This is a genomic window from Bacteroides oleiciplenus YIT 12058 (assembly GCF_000315485.1).
Taxonomy (GTDB): Bacteria; Bacteroidota; Bacteroidia; order Bacteroidales; family Bacteroidaceae; genus Bacteroides; species Bacteroides oleiciplenus.
On record NZ_JH992941.1, the window covers coordinates 685,779 to 704,056 of the forward strand.

The window sequence follows — 18,278 nt, forward strand, 5'->3', positions numbered from 1 at the left end:
TGAATACGTAGTTATTCGAAATTCAGCGTTCCGAAGAATTCAGGACGATGGAAATCCGGTTTTTCCAGGTCGATGGGGTTCCAGGAAAGGAAATGGGGAGTCTGTAACTTATCGCCGCATTTATAGAAATTAGCACGAATCGCCTTTCCATCGAGGTTAGTGAGCTGATGTTTGAAGAAAGCGGAATAAGGAATGACCAACGCAAGTTCCCAGCTACACTCGCCTACCCGTTCTTCAAAGGCTTTGCGACCCAGAGAAGACCAACGTTGCACTTTGTCCATCACTTCCTGTGGTGCATGCTCACGGTTATTACGTCCGGCACCGGCACCAATGAGGAGGGTTCCGACACAGTTGCACTCCACATTATAGTAAATTCCGTCTCCGGCAGGAATGGAAAAGAATTCCACACAGGCATCTTCCCACACAGCACCGTTGTCTCCGGCAGCTACAGCACGCACACTGGCTTCTCTTACTTTATAATGCAACAGAATGGCATCAGTCGTATGGGCTATGCGGAATTGCACTTCCGGTTGATAAGGAAATGCTTTCCAATTCACAGTGTTGATTGGTTGAAAAGGTACCTTTTCTTCATCGAGCAATGCAGGAACATTTTCTACTGACATATTTGCCAAACTTACTTTCTTTACATTCAACTCTTTCATTTCTTTCTTTTGGGGGTTAGTTGCAGACAAAGGGGAAATACAAAGCAGGGCTATCAACAGGGCTGCAAATTTCCACAAGGGGGCTGCAAAGGTTCTTTTATTCATAATTACTTTAATACTGATTTTCTTCCTTTCTGAGCGGTTATGAGCCACAATTGCTCATCCCAATGAAGCCTTGATAAATTCCTGCATCTCCGGCATATGCTCCTCCGCACTTTGTAACAGTTTGAACTGCGCTTTCGTACGCACAAGGTTATGCTCCGGGTATTTAGTTTTATAATACGTATCACCATTAATATAATCCGCCAGAAAACGGACACACTGCATATAGGGGAACAATGCAGCAGCATACGGCAGATTTTCAATCTCCAATGGAAGTAAGAAGACCTTTGCTGACTCCAGATAGCCCTTTGCAAATGCCTTGAAGATTTCCATATTGAAGTTCACATTATCCAGATTCTCATCATCCTCGGCTCCTGTATTGGCTGCAGAACGGAGGAAATCACCGAAATCAGAGAAGATGAAGTTAGGCATCACAGTATCAAGGTCAATCACACAAAGCACCTTGCCGTCTTCATCAAACATCATATTGTTGACCTTCGTATCGCAGTGACACACCCGCTTAGGTAGTTTGCCTTCACGGTACAAACGTTCACCCTTGCACATCTCGTCCGCACGTTTCTCTATCTCATCCAAATAATACTGCACTTCCTTTACACGACCCACAGCATCTGCCGCCACCGCATCACGGAGTTGTTTCAACCGGAACTCCATATTATGGAAATCGGGAATCGTCTCACCCAATGTATCAGGTATATCCGCAAGCATTGCCTGGAAATTACCGAAAGCTACACCGGCATAATAAGAATATTCGGCATCCACCGTCTCATAAGTCTTGGCATTGGGGATGAATGTCATGATACGCCAATAGTTCTCACCATCATACCAGAATGTTTTTCCCGTATCGGCGGGAATGAAAGAAAGCACTTTACGGTCAATATCTTCCGCACCCTGCTCCACAAGTTTCTTGCGAATGTGACGGGTAACAGCTTCGATATTAGCCTGCAACATTTCAACATTCTGAAAGATGGCATGATTGATACGTTGTAATACATAGTCGGGGGCATCTGCTTCGAGAGTAGTCACTTTGTACGTGTCGTTAATCAGTCCGCTGCCCAAAGGTTGGATTTCGTTGACTGTACCCTTCGTATTGAAATGGGATACAATAGATTGGAGGTTATTCATGATATTTTATAATAGATTTAAAATTGCTATGCAAATATACGCCTTCCTTATTAATGCAAAAGTCTAAATTCGTCCGGCAAACCCCCAAAAATATACATTTTGGCAGACATAACCATAAAAACAGGGCTGGAAACTTCATCCCTCTGAGCAAAATACCTTATATTTGTGTTTGAAACCTTAAAATACCGGAGGAAAAGTGCAAAAGTTTATCAGAACGCTGTTACTTGTCTTAGTGAGCATAGTGGCGGCAAACCTACACAGCCAGAATATCACTTTCAATCATCTGACCACCGATGACGGTTTATCACAGTTCAGCGTCAACAGCCTGTACATTGACGAGAATGGTATCTTGTGGATTGGTACGCGCGAAGGTTTGAACCGCTACAACGGTAACGATATACAGACCTACAAGCTAAGCAAGAATGACCCTTACAGCCTTTTCTGCAACACCGTACTGCGCATGGCGGGAGACCAGAACGGGAAAATCTATCTGCTCTGCACCGAAGGGGTCGCCCAGTTCGACCTGACCACTCAACGATTCACCACCCTGCTCCAAGGAAACATCAACAGCATACACTACAAAAACGGCCTTTTCATCGGGAAGAAGAACGAGATATACCGTTACAACGAACAAACCGACAACTTCGACCTTTACTACCAGATGGCAGGAGAAAACATCGAAATATCCTGTATGTTCGAGGACAAAGGAGAGATGTGGATAGGTACCACCAGCGAGGGAGTGTTCAAACTGAAACTGGACGGGCACCAACTGACGCACCCCATTGATAAAGGAAACATCACCAGCATTTATCAGGACAACGCAGGCGAACTGTGGATAGGCAGTTGGGAAAAGGGACTCTTTCGGGTGAAAACAGACGGAAGCATCGAGAACCTGCGCAATGATCCGGCAAATCCGCACAGCATATCTTCCGACTTCGTGAGAGCCTGTTGCGAGGACAATCTCGGCAATATATGGATAGGGACTTTCAACGGTCTGAACCGCTATAATAAATCGACAGGCATTTTCCAGAACCATACTGCAGACGATACGCAAAACGAAGGACTCACCCACTCCTCCATCTGGTGTATCGTAAAAGATAATCAAGGCACGCTATGGCTGGGTACTTATTTCGGCGGTGTCAACTACTTCAATCCCGAATATGAAATCTACACCAGTTACAAAGTTTCCAGGCATGAGAAAGAAGGCTTAAGTAACCCCATTGTAGGGCGTACCATCGAGGATAAAAACGGTAATCTGTGGATTGGCACGGAAGGCGGCGGACTGAACTTCTATAACCGTCGCACACGCGAGTTCAAGTGGTATCTTGCCGGACAAGGACACAACAGTATCTCCCACAGCAACGTGAAGGCTCTCTATTATGACTCCGACAAGGAAATCATCTGGATAGGCACTCACCTCGGCGGACTAAACAAACTGGATATCCGCACAGGCATATTCACTCATTACCGCATGGAAGAAGGAAATCCGGAAACCCTCCCATCGAACATTGTCCGGGACATAGCACCTTATCAGGACCAGTTAATCATCGCTACCCAAAATGGCGTATGTCTGTTCAATCCCCGGGATGGAAAGTGCCGGCAACTGTTTAAAGATACCAAAGAAGGGCGCAAGATAGCTATGGTGGCTGATCTGGAAATGGACAGCAACGGCACGCTTTGGATTGCTGCCACAGGCGAAGGGGTGTTCTCCTATCGCTTCGATACGAACAAGCTGACCAATTACCGCCACAACGTGACACAGTTGCGCAGCCTCAGCAACAACAATGTAAACAACATCATGCAGGACAGCCAGGGCCGCCTGTGGTTCTCTACCTCGGGCAGTGGACTCGACCTCTACCGCCCGGCAACAAATGACTTCGAGAACTTCGATAAAGACTCAAACGGGCTCGTCAGCGATTGCATCTACGACACGCAAGAGTCCCCCGTAAGCGGCAAGCTGATACTTACCACCAATCAGGGCTTTTCCATCTTCGACCAGAAGACAGAGAAATTCCAGAACTACAGTGTAGAAAACGGTTTCCCATTGACAGCCGTCAACGAGAACGCCCTTTGCGTAACGCGCGACGGTGAGATATTCCTTGGCGGCACGCAAGGCATGCTTTCGTTCAATGAACTGGAACTAAACTTCACCCCGAAGCCTTATAAGATTATCCTTTCCCGCCTCATTGTGAATGGCTCCGAAGTGAAAGTTGCCGATGAAACGGGCATTTTAGCGCAATCCTTATGCCATACGCAGGAGATTACCCTGAATGCTAACCAGACAATGTTCAGTATTGAGTTCGCCACTTCCAACTATGTGGCAGCCAACAAAGATGAAATCATCTACAAGTTGGAAGGCTTCTCCGACGACTGGAACAGTACGCGCGGCCAGCCCATGATTACTTATACTAACCTGAATGCAGGAACGTATAATCTGCTTATAAAGCCCAAAGGCAAAGAAGAATCACTCTGTCCACAGGTACACCTGACCATCCATGTGCTGCCTCCTTATTACAGAACAACACTTGCCTATCTCATTTATCTGATAGTGACGGGCATCCTGCTGTGGTATCTGGTCAGGACGTATAAATCGAGAATTAAACTGCGTGAGTCGTTGAAGTACGAGCAGAAACACATACAAGATGTGGAAGCACTAAACCAGTCGAAACTACGCTTCTTCACCAACATCTCGCATGAGTTCCGCACTCCGCTCACACTCATCGTGTCGCAGGTGGAGACACTGATGCAGTTGCAGAACTTCACGCCTACCATCTATAATAAGATATTAAGTATCTACCAGAACAGCATCCAGCTACGCGAACTAATCACCGAACTCCTCGACTTCCGCAAGCAGGAACAGGGACATATGAAGGTGAAAGTCAGTCCGCACAACATTGTGCACTTCCTCTATGAGAACTATTTGATTTTCATGGAGTACGCCAGCAGCAAGCAGATCAACTTCAACTTCGAAAAGGACACCGACAGCCTCGAAGTGTGGTACGACCAGAAACAGATGCAGAAGGTTATCAACAACCTCCTCTCCAACGCCATCAAGCACACTCAGGCTGAAGACACCATCACCCTCAGCATCACCACGGAAGGTAACGAAGCCGTTATCCGCGTAACTGATACCGGTAGCGGCATCGATGCCAATGAGGTAGACAAGATATTCGACCGTTTCTATCAGACCGAACAGATGGACAGCCTCAGCAGTGGCGGCACCGGGATTGGCCTGGCCCTGACGAAAGGTATTGTAGAGTTGCATCACGGTACTATCCGGGTAGAGAGCGAATTGGGCAAAGGCAGCAGCTTCATCGTCCGCCTGCATCTGGGAAATGCCCCGTTCACCGCAGAAGAAATCAGCAAGAAGACCGAAACCGTGTTGCAAATAGAGCAGCCTCAGACTGCCGAAACAGATGCTTCCCTCAAAGCCGAACTGGAAGAGAATGCCCCTATAAAACGCATGCCGGACGTCAAGATGGTCATCGTGGAAGACAACGACTCCATCCGCGAAATGTTAGCAAACATCTTCCGCCCCTTCTACCAGGTGCTGACTGCCGCAGACGGTGAAGAAGGTCTGGAACTGATACAGAAGGAAATGCCAAACATCGTGGTGAGCGACGTAGTGATGCCCAAGATGTCCGGTACGGAACTTTGCAAACAAGTAAAGAATGACTTCAACACCTGCCACATCCCGGTAGTGCTGCTCACCGCACGCACCGCCGTAGAACAAAACATCGAGGGGCTGCGCATCGGTGCGGACGATTACATCACCAAGCCATTCAATACAAACCTATTGATTTCACGCTGCAACAACCTGGTGAATTCGCGCATCCTCCTGCAAGAGAAGTTCAGCAAGCAACCACAGGCATACGCACAGATGCTGGCAACGAACCCGATAGACAAGGACATTCTGGATCGCGCCATCGCCATCATCGAAAAGCATCTGGACGATACAGAGTTCAACGTCAACGTCTTCGCCCGCGAAATGGCTATGGCACGTACCAACCTGTTCACCAAGCTGAAAGCCATCACGGGACAGACGCCGAACGACTTCATCCTGACCATCCGTCTGAAAAAGGGTGCCCTGATGCTGCGAAACAATCCGGAACTGAATATCACTGAAATATCAGATAAAATAGGTTTCAGTTCGTCGCGCTACTTCTCGAAGTGTTTCAAAGACGTGTACCACGTAAGTCCACTTGCCTACCGCAAGGGGGAAGACGCGTGCAAGGAGGAGAAGGACGACGAGGAAGAAGAGTAAGTTTCTTGCCACTTAACTGGCAAAGTTTTGCCAAAGGGTGGCAACAGGCTGGCAAAGTATCAAGTATGTACTCCATGCATCTTTTGTACTTTTTCGTCCTTCCCTCGTACTCCTTTATACACATAATTCGGAGAAAGCCGCTACCTTTGACCTCAGAAATAATAATCTAAAGTCAAGGAACTATGAAACAATTCTCCTCTTTATGGACCCTCCTTCCGGGCGTAGCCCTGATAGCAGGATGTGGAAATCCGTCGAAAAAAGAAACTGCTGACAATTCCCGTCAGAAACCTAACGTTATATATCTGATTGCCGACGACCTTGGCATCGGTGACTTGAGTTGCTACGGTGCCACCAAAATAAGTACCCCCAACATCGACCGCCTTGCCGGACAAGGAGTACAATTCACCAATGCCTATGCCACCTCCTCCACCAGCACCCCCTCCCGCTTCGGCTTGCTGACGGGTATGTATCCATGGCGACAAGAAAACACCGGCATCGCTCCGGGCAATTCAGAACTGATTATCGACACAGCCTGTGTCACCATGGCCGATATGTTCAAAGCAGAAGGCTACGCCACCGGAGCCGTCGGCAAATGGCACCTGGGACTCGGTCCTAAAGGCGGCACTGACTTCAACCATCTCATTAAACCGAATACCCAAGACATTGGGTTCGATTACGAATACATCATACCAGCCACCGTAGACCGCGTGCCCTGTGTATTCGTAGAGAACGGTCACGTCGTAGGTCTCGACCCTAACGACCCCATAACCGTCAACTACAACCACAAAGTGGGCGATTGGCCTACCGGACTGGAAAATCCGGAACTCGTAAAACTGAAACCGAGCCAGGGACATAATAACACCATTGTTAATGGTATCCCTCGCATCGGCTGGATGACCGGTGGTAAATCCGCCCTTTGGGTAGATGAAGACATTGCCGACGTCATCACCGCTAAAGCTAAAGATTTTATCGTGAATCATAAGAATGAACCTTTCTTCTTATATATGGGTACACAAGACGTACATGTTCCCCGCGTCCCCCATGCCCGTTTTGCCGGAAAGAGCGGCATGGGCACCCGTGGCGACGTCATCCTGCAACTGGACTGGACAGTAGGCGAAATCATGAACACTCTGGACAGCCTTCATCTTGCCGACAATACCATCTTCGTATTCTGTAGCGACAATGGCCCCGTGATTGATGACGGTTATCAAGATCAGGCTCTCGAACTGCTGAACGGTCATACACCTATGAAGCAATATCGCGGTGGAAAGTATAGTGCCTACGAAGCCGGAACACGGATTCCGTTCATTGTACGCTGGCCTGCGGGCATTCAACCCTGTAAACAACAGGCTTTGTTCTCGATGATTGATGTATATGGTTCTCTTGCAGCTTTATTGAATCATCCCCTTACCCCTGCAACCGTTGCTCCGGACAGCCGCGACCAACTGGGTACTTTCTTAGGCAAAGATACCACCGGATGTGACTACGTAGTACAGCAAAATCTGAACAATACCCTCTCTATCATTCAAGGTGCATGGAAGTATATCGAACCGAGTGACAAGCCTGCCATTGAACATTGGACAAAGATGGAGTTAGGAAACAATCCACAGCCTCAGTTGTACAATATTTCCATAGATCCATCGGAGAAAAACAACGTGGCGGCAGCACATCCTGAGATGGTAAAAGAGCTCTCTGAGCTACTGGAGCTGGTAAAGACAGGCAATAACCAGAGAACAGAGTAAAGAATCGTACAGAACAGCGATTCTTTATCAAGAATGTACAAATTCGTACTTTTTGCGAACTAAAAACTAAAGTCGTCTCCTATCCAATCGCATACATTTGCATTGTGATTCGAGTCTTATAGTAAGAAAGAAGAACCCTTTTAATAACTAATTTAATTTAATATTTATGAAACAGAAAGTAACCTTAATTCTATTGGCAACTTTTCTTTGCTGTGTATTAGGAGTACAAGCACAGACAGGAAGCCAAATTACAGGTAAAGTTGTCGACACAATGGGAGAGCTTCCCGGAGTTAGTGTCGTTGTGAAAGGAACTACTAACGGAACCATCACCACACTTGACGGTAGTTTCAAGATTGACAACGTTAAACCCTCTGATGTACTGCAATTCTCTTTTGTAGGTTACAAAACACAAGAAATCAAAGTCGGAAATCAAAAGACGTTCAATGTTACATTGCAAGAAGATGCACAAGCGCTGGATGAAGTCGTTGTTGTGGCCGTTGGTTATGGTGACGTTAAACGCCGCGACTTGACCGGAGCTATCGGTAAGGCTAACATGAGTGACCTGACAAAAACTCCTATCAACAACGTAGCTGAGACATTAGGCGGACGTATCGCCGGTGTACAGGTATCTTCTACAGATGGTGGTTTGGGTGATAACTTCAATATCGTAATCCGTGGTGCCGGCTCATTGACTCAGAGTACTGCCCCACTGTACGTAATTGACGGATTCCCCAGCGAAACTTCCGGTATGAGTGCCCTCAACCCGAACGATATCGAATCTATCGACGTATTGAAGGATGCCTCTGCAACTGCAATCTATGGTTCGCGTGGTGCCAATGGTGTTGTTATCATCACAACCAAGAAAGGTAAAGCTGGAAAAGCCACTCTTTCTTATAATGGTAGTGTCAGCGTAAGCAAGGTTAAGAACACAATGGATATGATGAATGGCTACGACTTTGTCAGCCTGCAAAAAGAAATCATGGAAGGAAACACAAAAGATGTAGACGGAGAAAAAGTGGATGAGTTTGCTTATTACTATCTGAAAGATGGCATAACCCTCGATGATTATAAAAACTTCAAGAGCTATGACTGGCAGGACGAAGTCTATCGCACAGCTATCAGCCACAACCACTATGTAGGCTTAACCGGTGGCAGCGACAAAATGGACTACTCTGCATCACTCTCTTATAGCAACCAGCAAGGTGTTATCATCAACTCTGACCTCTCTCGTTATCAAGGTCGTTTCAACTTCAACCAGAAAATCAATAAGAGCATAAAGATTAATGCAAATGCAAACTTTGCAAGCAACGTACAGAATGGTCCAAATCCCTCCACAGCAGAAACAACAGTGTCCAACTCACTGATGTATAGCGTATGGGGTTATCGTCCGGTTTCTCCTTCCGGTTCCGACCTTCTGGCAGAACTGTACGATAGTGATGTAGACATGAGTAATGACTACCGCTTCAATCCGGTACTTTCTGCAAGGAATGAGTTCCGCCGTACCACAACCAACCATCTGCAAGCTAACTTAGGCGTGGAATGGGAAATCATCAAGAACCTGAAGTTCAAAACTACTGCCGGATATACCGGTCGTGATATCAAAAGAGAAGAATTCAACGGAAGCCAGACCAGTACCGGTAATACGCATCCGTCCAATACGCGAAGCAAAGGTATCAACGCATTCCTGAGACAACAGGAAACAAGAAACTACCTGAATGAAAACACATTGTCATACGTTTATGCAAAGAACGATCATAATCTGAACGCTCTGGTCGGTGCCACTTTCCAGAAGTACACCAGCTATCTGAGCAGCATCACTCAGGAACAGATTACAAACGAGGCCTTCGGCATGTCCGGTATCGGTAAAGGTTCTGCAACACCCGTTGTTACGGCATCGCAAGGAGAAAACGCCATGATTTCTTATCTGGGACGTATCAACTACAATTATGCATCCAAGTATTATGTTACGGCATCTATGCGTACTGACGGTTCTTCAAAATTCTCTCCGGACAACCGTTGGGGTTACTTCCCATCCGCTTCATTGGCTTGGGCATTCGGACGTGAAAAGTTCGTATCCAACCCACTTCCTTGGTTATCTAACGGTAAATTGCGCGTAAGCTGGGGTCTCACAGGTAACAACCGTATTGGTGACTTCGACTACATGGCACAATTGGTTACCAGTTCCAATGTGTACAAATACCCCTGGGACAGTTCTTTCTATCCCGGCTATGTATTAGGTTCTATGGCCAACGAGAAACTGAAATGGGAAACTACTGAACAATATGACTTAGGTTTGGATTTAGGCTTCTTTGACGGACGTATCAACGTTACGATGGACTACTATATCAAAACCACCAAAGACCTATTGCTGGGTGCAGACGTGCCTGCAAGTTCCGGTTACTCCAGTGCTACATTGAATGTTGGTAAACTGCGCAATAAAGGTTTCGAACTCACTCTGGAAACCATCAATATCAAAGAGAAGAACTTCACATGGACCTCTAACTTCAACATTGCTTTCAACAGCAATAAGATTGTAGAGCTCAATGATGGACAGGATGATATGATTAGTTTCGTCAACTGGGATAATAAATACAAAACAATGCCTGCCTACATCAGTAAGAAAGGTGATGCAGCCGGAAGTATGTATGGTTTCATCTATGACGGTACTTACAAATACGACGATTTCAACACTTCGGTAGATGCAAACGGGAAAACTATCTACACACTGAAAGATGACGTAGTTCGTATCTCGGACGCTGCACAACCGGGTGATCCGAAATACAAGAAGTTGAGTGATAAAGAAGGTAATCTGATTACTGATGCCGACCGCACTATCATTGGTAACGGACAGCCCAAGCATACGGGTGGTTTCAACAATAACTTCATTTACAAGAACTGGGATCTTAACATTTTCCTGCAATGGAGTTACGGCAACGACATTTTGAATGCCAACCGTATGGTGTTTGAAAACCCGCAATCCAAAAAGAACACAAACATGTTCGCTTCTTATACAAACCGCTGGAGTGCTGAAAATCCAACCAGCAATATGCCTCGTGCAAGAGCTATCGGTGCCGAATATTACAGTTCTTTGTATGTGGAAGACGGTTCATTCCTGAAGTTAAAAACTATTTCTTTGGGTTACAACTTCACACCTAACACATTACGTTCTCTGGGTATCAGTGCAGCCAGACTCTTTGTTTCGGCAGAGAACATTGCTACCATTACAGGTTATTCCGGTTCCGACCCTGAAGTTTCTACACGTAACAGTGTATTGACCCCCGGTTTCGACTGGTCCGCTTATCCGCGTTCATTCAACGCTTCACTCGGTGTTAACATAACCTTCTAATTACCTAAAATCAAGAAACTAATATGAAAAGTATCAAGAATATCTTCAAAAAGACCTGCATCCTGGCAATAGTTGCTTCTATGGCGGGTTGTGACATGCTCGACACCAAGCCCTACGACTTTGTAGCGCCCGAAACATTCTACAAGAATGAGAGTGACTGTACAATGGCATTAGCCGGTATATACTGGACAATGGCGGCAGAACATGTATATGGGAACCGTTACTCGTGCATGCTATCCAACATTGATGATTTGAGCTATTACTACCGTGCGAACCAGACCAATGCAGTAGTTGCCAATTCACATAACACAGGCAATACCGATTTGTGGTACGCTTGGGAAGCTCTTTACTCTGGTATCAACAATGCCAATGTATTGCTCGATAATATTGATGCAGCCAGCATCTCTGACGATAAAGTGAAAACGCGTATTAAAGGAGAAGCTAAATTCCTGCGTGCTTATTACCACTTCTTGCTGGTGCAAGGTTGGTATGAAGTACCCATCCGTAAAGAAACAGTAAAAGACATCACTGTCAGCAGTCTGGAGGCCACCCCCCACGCCGAAGCGCTCGACTGGATTATTCAGGAGATGGAAGACTGTCTCGATATGGTAGATAACAGCAGCTATGACCTGTCTCCTTCACATGTGAAGAAAACCGTAGTAGAAGGTATCCTTGCCCGCGTATGTCTGTGGCGCGCAGGTGAACCTTCAAAAGGTGGAAAGGCATTTTATGAAAAGGCTGCCAAGTACGCCAAAGCTGTGTACGACTCTAAGAAGCATAAATTGAATCCTGATGTATATGCCACATGGAAAGCCTTAGCTTCCGACCAGTATGAAACTACATACAACGAAAGCATGTGGGAAGTAGAATTCGTTGGTACACGTGATGATGGTAGCTACACTGAAAGCCGCATCGGTAACGTAATCGGTAATCTTCAGGAAAACTCAGCCGGTACAGGCGCCGGTTATACTTATGCATTCTATGCCGGCAGTTTGATTCTGTGGGATTTGTATGATGCTAAAGATGCTCGTCGTGACCTTGCCATGGCTCCTTACAAACTCAACAACAAAGACGTAGAAGTTGCCTGGAAAGACAATCAGATTGTAGACCGTCGTTGTGGAAAATATCGCCGTGAATGGGAAAGCAGCAGTCCTAAACATAAAAACTACACTCAGGAGAACTACTGCCTGCTGCGCTATGCTGATGTATTGCTTATGTTGGCTGAAGCAGAAAATGAAGCCAACCAAGGTCCTACAGCATTAGCTTATACCTGCATCAACGAGGTACGCAACCGTGCAGGAATCGACGAAGTAAAAGATTTGTCATATGCTGACTTTCAGAAACTGATTCGTGACGAACGTGGTCGTGAGCTTTGCTTTGAGTCTCTCCGCAAGTACGATCTGGTACGTTGGGGTATCTATTATAAGACAATCAAAGAAGACCTGGGAGCAGCAGTTAACGATGCACGCTGGTCCACTGCCAATAATGCCAAAGGAGCTGCACAATACGTTAGTAATACAACAGAAAAGAACCAATTCCTTCCTATCCCCACCAAGGAACTGGGTGTGAATACCAAATTGGAACAAAACAAGTATTGGAAATAATTATTTAGTTGCACAGAGCTTCTAACCTTAAAATGAAATCAAATAGACCTTAATCAATTTGATATGTGTGGGGGAGAGTGACCGTGAGGTTCCTCTCCCCTTTTTATAAAACCTCAAAAACAATATATCTTATGACCAGAAAACATTTGCTATTCATTCTTGCGTTGCTATGCAGCCAAGTTTCCCTCGCCCAGTTCATAGGTTTCGAGACAGGAATTCCTGAACAGTTCAGAACTATCGGTAAGGGAAAGGTTTCTTTGTCCACCCGGTATTATAAAGAAGGCAAACAAAGTTTGGAATGGGATTTCCGTTCCGGTTCTATGCTAAATATCACCTTGGAACACCCCCTTGTCCTCAATGAACAAATGGAAAATACATACGGGATTACCCTGTGGATTTACAACGAAGCCCCCCAGCAGGATTCCATCCGCTTTGAGTTTCTTTCCCCGCAAGGACACGTCTCCTACTGGTTCAGTTTCCGGTTGGCAGTAGCCGGCTGGCGTGCCTGCTGGATTGGCTTCCAACACATGAAGGGAGATAAGCAAGAGAAAGAGATAGCAAGTTACCGCTTAATAGCTCCCGAACGAAAAGGAAGCATCTTTCTGGATCGCCTGACCTTCCCCGTAGAGAAGATGAACGACCGCACCACCCCCGATTTGCAAATGCCCTACAACAATTCCCTTTCTTATCGCGACCTATGGCATTGGTGTCGCGTCTGGCAATGGGAACAATATGAGTACGATCTTCCCCTGCCTACCATTCTCAGTCAGACAGAAAAAGACGAACTACATAGCGTGGAACAACGATTGACAGCCGCTCTCGACATTCAGAAAGCCCCCAAAGAAGCAATACACAAAGCCTACAGCGTCTTTCAGAAAACTAACATCCAGCCTTCCGGTGCAGGCTTTACCGGTGCTCCGGTCTTAACCCCCGACGAACTGGATCGCTCCAAAGGAGAAATATCCTGGAATGACCTGGAAACTATGCTCTCCGGATTTGCTTATGACGCCTATTACAATCATTCCGAAGCTTCCCTGCAAAATTACTTCACTGTATGGGACTTTGCCATCAACCAAGGCTTTGCCTATGGTAGTGGAATGGGTACCAATCATCATTACGGCTATCAGGTACGGAAAATCTACACTACTGCATGGCTCATGCGCGATGCTATCTGGAAAGCTCCCAATCGTGATAATATTTTATCTACCCTCATTTTCTGGTCCGCTCTACAGGAAACCCGCAAGCCTTATCAGCATGGCAGGGATGAATTACTGGATAGTTGGCACACCCTTCTGATGGCAAAGACCGTATCCGCCCTGTTGTTCACCGATGAGCGGGAGCGGGCACGGGCATTAAAAGGACTTTCCCGCTGGGTATCTTCCTCGCTTCAATATACTCCCGGCACCATTGGGGGCATTAAAGTGGACGGGACAACTTTTCATCACGGTGGTTTCTATCCGGCATATACCACAGGAGTGCTTGCCATGGTAGGACAATTCATTTCTCTGACCAATCAAACCGCCTATGAGCCTACGGAAGAGGCCCGCCAAGTATTAAAATCAGCTTTCATCGCCATGCGCAACTACTCCAATAAATATGAATGGGGAATCGGCATCAGCGGACGTCATCCTTTCGGCGGCTCTATGAAAGCGGATGATGTGGCGGCTTTTGCTTATCTTGCTTTATCGGGAGATTTATCAGGAGAAAGCAATGTCTTCGACCATCATCTGGCAGCAGACTATCTGAGGCTTTGCGACAAAGATACACCCGAAGCCCGTTTCTTCAAAAAACAAGGTATCACTCCCGCTCCTGCCCCGCAAGGTTTCTTCGTGTATAATTATGGTTCTGCAGGTATCTTTCGGAGAAATGACTGGATGGTTACTTTGAAAGGATACACCACTGACGTATGGGGATCGGAGATTTACCGGAAAGACAATCGCTATGGACGTTATCAAAGCTACGGTTCTGTACAAATAATGGGGTACCCGTCCCGTCTTGCCAGCGGCTACGATGAGAATGGCTGGGATTGGAATCGACTGCCGGGCACCACCACTATTCACTTACCATTCGAATTGCTGGATAGTCCACTGTCAGGTACCACTATGGCACACTCCAAAGAAAACTTCTCCGGCAGCAGTTCCCTGGAAGGAAAGAACGGTATGTTTGCCATGAAGCTGATGGAACGAGAACTGAAGAATTTCACTCCGGACTTCATCGCCCGCAAGTCAGTATTCTGTTTTGATAACCGAATGATATGCCTGGGTACAGGCATCCACAACAGTAATAGTAACTACCCTACTGAAACAACGCTGTTCCAAAGCACATTTCAACAAGGAGAAAGCTCCATCTGCGTCAATGGAAAGGAAGAAAAGGAAGTCGGATACCAAAAGAAACTTTCTGCAGAAACGCAAAAGTTAGTTTCTATCATAGATGGTTACAATAACTACTATTTCGTAAAAGAGGGTGACGTACAGGTACAGATTGCCCAACAGAGTTCCCTTCATGAGAAGACACGTGCCGACACACAGGGAACATTTGCCTCTGCCTGGATAGAACATGGCAGAGCTCCACAAAACGGAACGTACGAATATCTGGTATGGATACAACCAACCAATCAGGAACTGAAAGAACATGACGCCTTGCAGACCTATGAAGTAGTGCAACGCAACGACAGCGCCCATATCGTTCACGATCTCCTGACAGGAATCACTGCTTATGCTGTTTTTGAGACTTATCAATCTCAACAGGATAATGTATTCAGCCTCATCCCGGCAGAAACGATGGTCATGTACAGAAGCGATAAAGGGAATATCATTATGAGTGTATGCGATCCCAACCTCAATATTGAGGAAAAGGCATATACCACCAAACAGCCCAGTCGTATCCTTGAAAAAAGGCTTGAAGTGAAAGGGAAATGGGAATTAAGAACATCTCACCCGCAGGTAAAGCTGATACAAAACGGAACAAATACCGATATCATTGTTCTTTGTCAACACGGGCAACCGGTAGAATTCAGTTTAACCAAAGAAACAACAGAATCAGGAAAATAACATTAAATCGAAAGAAGCATGAAAAAGTATTATTTCCTCTTACTATTGCTCAGTCTCTCCACCCTCGGCATGCTTCGTGCCCAAAAGATTGACAACCTGATAGAGCTAAAGCGGCAATCACAAAACCGCCTGTTCCACCAATTGGGCAAAGCAATAAATACTCCGGCATTCGAGAGTGAGGGCTACTGGAGTTGGGGCAGTTCCGTGGTAAAAGGAGATGATGGCAAATATCATATGTTCGTATCCCGCTTTCCGAAGTCACTCCCCTTCCATCCGGGCTGGATGGTGGCTTCGGAAATCGTCCATGCCGTATCGGACGTACCACAGGGACCTTACCGGTTCAGTGAAGTCGCACTGCCCGCACGGGGTGCGCAATACTGGGACGGGCGCTCCACACACAATCCGCGGATATTGAAGTACAACCATAAATATTACTTGATTTATATGGGCTCCACCCACCCTTTCACCGACCCTACTTACGAGCAATTAACACTCGATAGTCCCTGGTGTACTGTGGCACGCTCCAACAAGCGTATAGGTCTGGCTGTGGCCGATTCACCTTATGGCCCCTGGAAACGACTGGACGAACCCATTCTAAAGACAAAGCCCAATACCTTTTTCAGCTTCCTGACCTCCAATCCTTCCCCCATAGTGCAAGAAGACGGTTCCGTCCTGATGATATTCAAGGGACGCAAATATCTGGACAATGAAAAGTACTCAAATATGGCATTAGGCATCGCTTATGCCCCTTCCATCGAAGGACCATACACAGTATTAAATGATGAACAACCCATCTTTCAGGTAGACGGACAAGGCGAAGCGGAAGACCCTTTCCTCTGGAAAGATAAAGAAGAATACCACGTCATCTTCAAAGACCATGTTGCCAAGTACACCGGTGAAAGAGGTGGTGGCGTGATGGCACACTCCCGGGATGGCATCAACTGGACGGTGGACAAAGACCCGAAAGCATACTCAAAAACCGTAGAATGGGAAGATGGCACCATTGCCAGACAAGGCCAACTGGAACGTCCTTTCATCCTCTTTGAGGACGGTAAACCTACATTCATATTCTTTGCAACCATGGACGGCCTCGGAGAATTTGAGAATGGTACCCGTTCCTGGAACATGGTTATTCCACTAAAATAGCTACCTTTGCAGAGAATTGAACAAACAATTGATATGCAGAATATTCTCCCCATCCATTTCGCCCCGTTGCAAGGTTACACCGAGGCCATCTACCGACAAGCACACGCCCGTATATTCGGCGGTGTAGAGAGTTATTACAGTCCTTTCGTACGTGTGGAACGCGGAGAAATCCGGCGGAAAGATATGCGGGAGATTACTCCGGACAACAACCGGGGAGTGAATCTCATTCCCCAACTTATTGCACCGGATGTGGACAAGATGGAGCAGATAATCGCCCTATTCATAGAGAAAGGATATAGAAATGTGGACATCAATCTGGGATGTCCTTTCCCCATTCTTGCCAAACGCCACAATGGTTCGGGAATGTTGCCTTATCCGGAAGAAGTGCGCAACTTGCTGACCACTGCCATAGAGAAGCATCCCGATATGCAATTCTCCGTAAAGATGCGGTTGGGCTGGGAGAATACGGAAGAATGTCTGGCTTTGCTCCCCTTGCTGAACGAACTTCCCTTGACACACATCATTATGCACCCACGACTGGGAAAGCAGCAATACAAAGGAGAAGTCAATCTGGAAGGTTTCGAAGCTTTCTATAACGAATGTCGCCACCCGCTGATTTATAACGGAGATTTGCTTACGACAGAAGATATACATACCATTGCCGGACGTTTCCCGCACCTGGCAGGGGTTATGATAGGACGCGGACTGCTTGCCAACCCGGCGCTGGCATTGGAATACCAACAGGGACATCCGCTCTCTGATAAAGAGATGCAGGAGAAACTCAGATTGTTCCATGCAGACATATTTGCACAATACGGCAATCTCCTGGAAGGAGGAGACGGGCAGTTACTCACGAAAATGAAAAGCTTCTGGGAATACATGATGCCGGATGGTGACCGAAAGGCAAAGAAAGCTATTCATAAAGCCAATAAACTGGAGACTTATCAGACTGCGGTAAACAACCTGCTAAAGTAACTCCGCTTATCAAATGCACATAAAAATAACATCTCCCTATTAAAACTATTGGTTTCAATAGGGAGATGCTAAGCAGAACAAGAAACACAAAATTATTTCTTTAACTCCACATCAAAACTGGCAGCATCCTTGCACGCAAAGCGCAGAACCGTTTGATATTTATCTTTAGAGACAACCTTGCAATAAAGGGTCTCGCAACCTTGACTTTTGACAATAACTACATAAAATTGTACTTCCATCCATA

9 protein-coding genes are annotated in these 18,278 nt (G+C 46.3%); 7 read left to right on the forward strand and 2 right to left on the reverse strand.

The genetic code is table 11. The features are described from left to right. Nucleotides 1–11: 11 nt before the first annotated feature. Together HMPREF9447_RS10730 and HMPREF9447_RS10735 are read right to left on the reverse strand one after the other, a co-directional pair. Nucleotides 12–767, reverse strand: a complete 756-nt coding sequence (locus HMPREF9447_RS10730; RefSeq protein WP_009129752.1) for a carbohydrate-binding family 9-like protein — start codon at nucleotides 765–767, stop codon at nucleotides 12–14. 54 nt (nucleotides 768–821) lie between these two features. Beyond that, complete coding sequence (locus tag HMPREF9447_RS10735; RefSeq protein ID WP_009129753.1) at nucleotides 822–1,907, reverse strand: phosphotransferase enzyme family protein; 1,086 nt, start codon at nucleotides 1,905–1,907, stop codon at nucleotides 822–824. A gap of 196 nt (nucleotides 1,908–2,103) precedes the next feature. On the opposite strand from HMPREF9447_RS10735, the gene HMPREF9447_RS10740 reads away from it, so the two are divergent. From HMPREF9447_RS10740 to HMPREF9447_RS10770, 7 genes are all read left to right on the forward strand, one after another. Next, nucleotides 2,104–6,171, forward strand: a complete 4,068-nt coding sequence (locus HMPREF9447_RS10740) for a hybrid sensor histidine kinase/response regulator transcription factor (RefSeq protein WP_009129754.1) — start codon at nucleotides 2,104–2,106, stop codon at nucleotides 6,169–6,171. A 182-nt stretch (nucleotides 6,172–6,353) separates the two neighbouring features. Further along, nucleotides 6,354–7,913: a sulfatase-like hydrolase/transferase gene (locus tag HMPREF9447_RS10745; RefSeq protein WP_009129755.1), complete on the forward strand. Its 1,560-nt coding sequence runs from the start codon at nucleotides 6,354–6,356 to the stop codon at nucleotides 7,911–7,913. 166 nt (nucleotides 7,914–8,079) lie between these two features. Then, a complete protein-coding gene (locus HMPREF9447_RS10750; protein WP_009129756.1) occupies nucleotides 8,080–11,259 on the forward strand; it encodes a SusC/RagA family TonB-linked outer membrane protein in 3,180 nt (1,059 codons plus the stop codon). 23 nt (nucleotides 11,260–11,282) lie between these two features. After that, nucleotides 11,283–12,863 carry a RagB/SusD family nutrient uptake outer membrane protein gene (locus HMPREF9447_RS10755; RefSeq protein ID WP_009129757.1) on the forward strand — a complete coding sequence of 527 codons (1,581 nt, stop codon included), beginning with the start codon at nucleotides 11,283–11,285 and terminating at the stop codon, nucleotides 12,861–12,863. Between the two features lie 131 nt (nucleotides 12,864–12,994). Beyond that, on the forward strand, nucleotides 12,995–15,913 hold the full coding sequence (locus HMPREF9447_RS10760) for a chondroitinase family polysaccharide lyase (protein ID WP_009129758.1): 2,919 nt from the start codon (nucleotides 12,995–12,997) through the stop codon (nucleotides 15,911–15,913). Nucleotides 15,914–15,931: 18 nt separating this feature from the next. After that, nucleotides 15,932–17,059 (forward strand): glycoside hydrolase family protein, encoded by a 1,128-nt coding sequence (locus HMPREF9447_RS10765; protein ID WP_009129759.1) that lies wholly within the window; start codon nucleotides 15,932–15,934, stop codon nucleotides 17,057–17,059. Nucleotides 17,060–17,092: 33 nt separating this feature from the next. After that, nucleotides 17,093–18,034, forward strand: a complete 942-nt coding sequence (locus tag HMPREF9447_RS10770) for a tRNA-dihydrouridine synthase family protein (RefSeq protein ID WP_009129760.1) — start codon at nucleotides 17,093–17,095, stop codon at nucleotides 18,032–18,034. The last annotated feature ends 244 nt before the right edge of the window (nucleotides 18,035–18,278 follow it).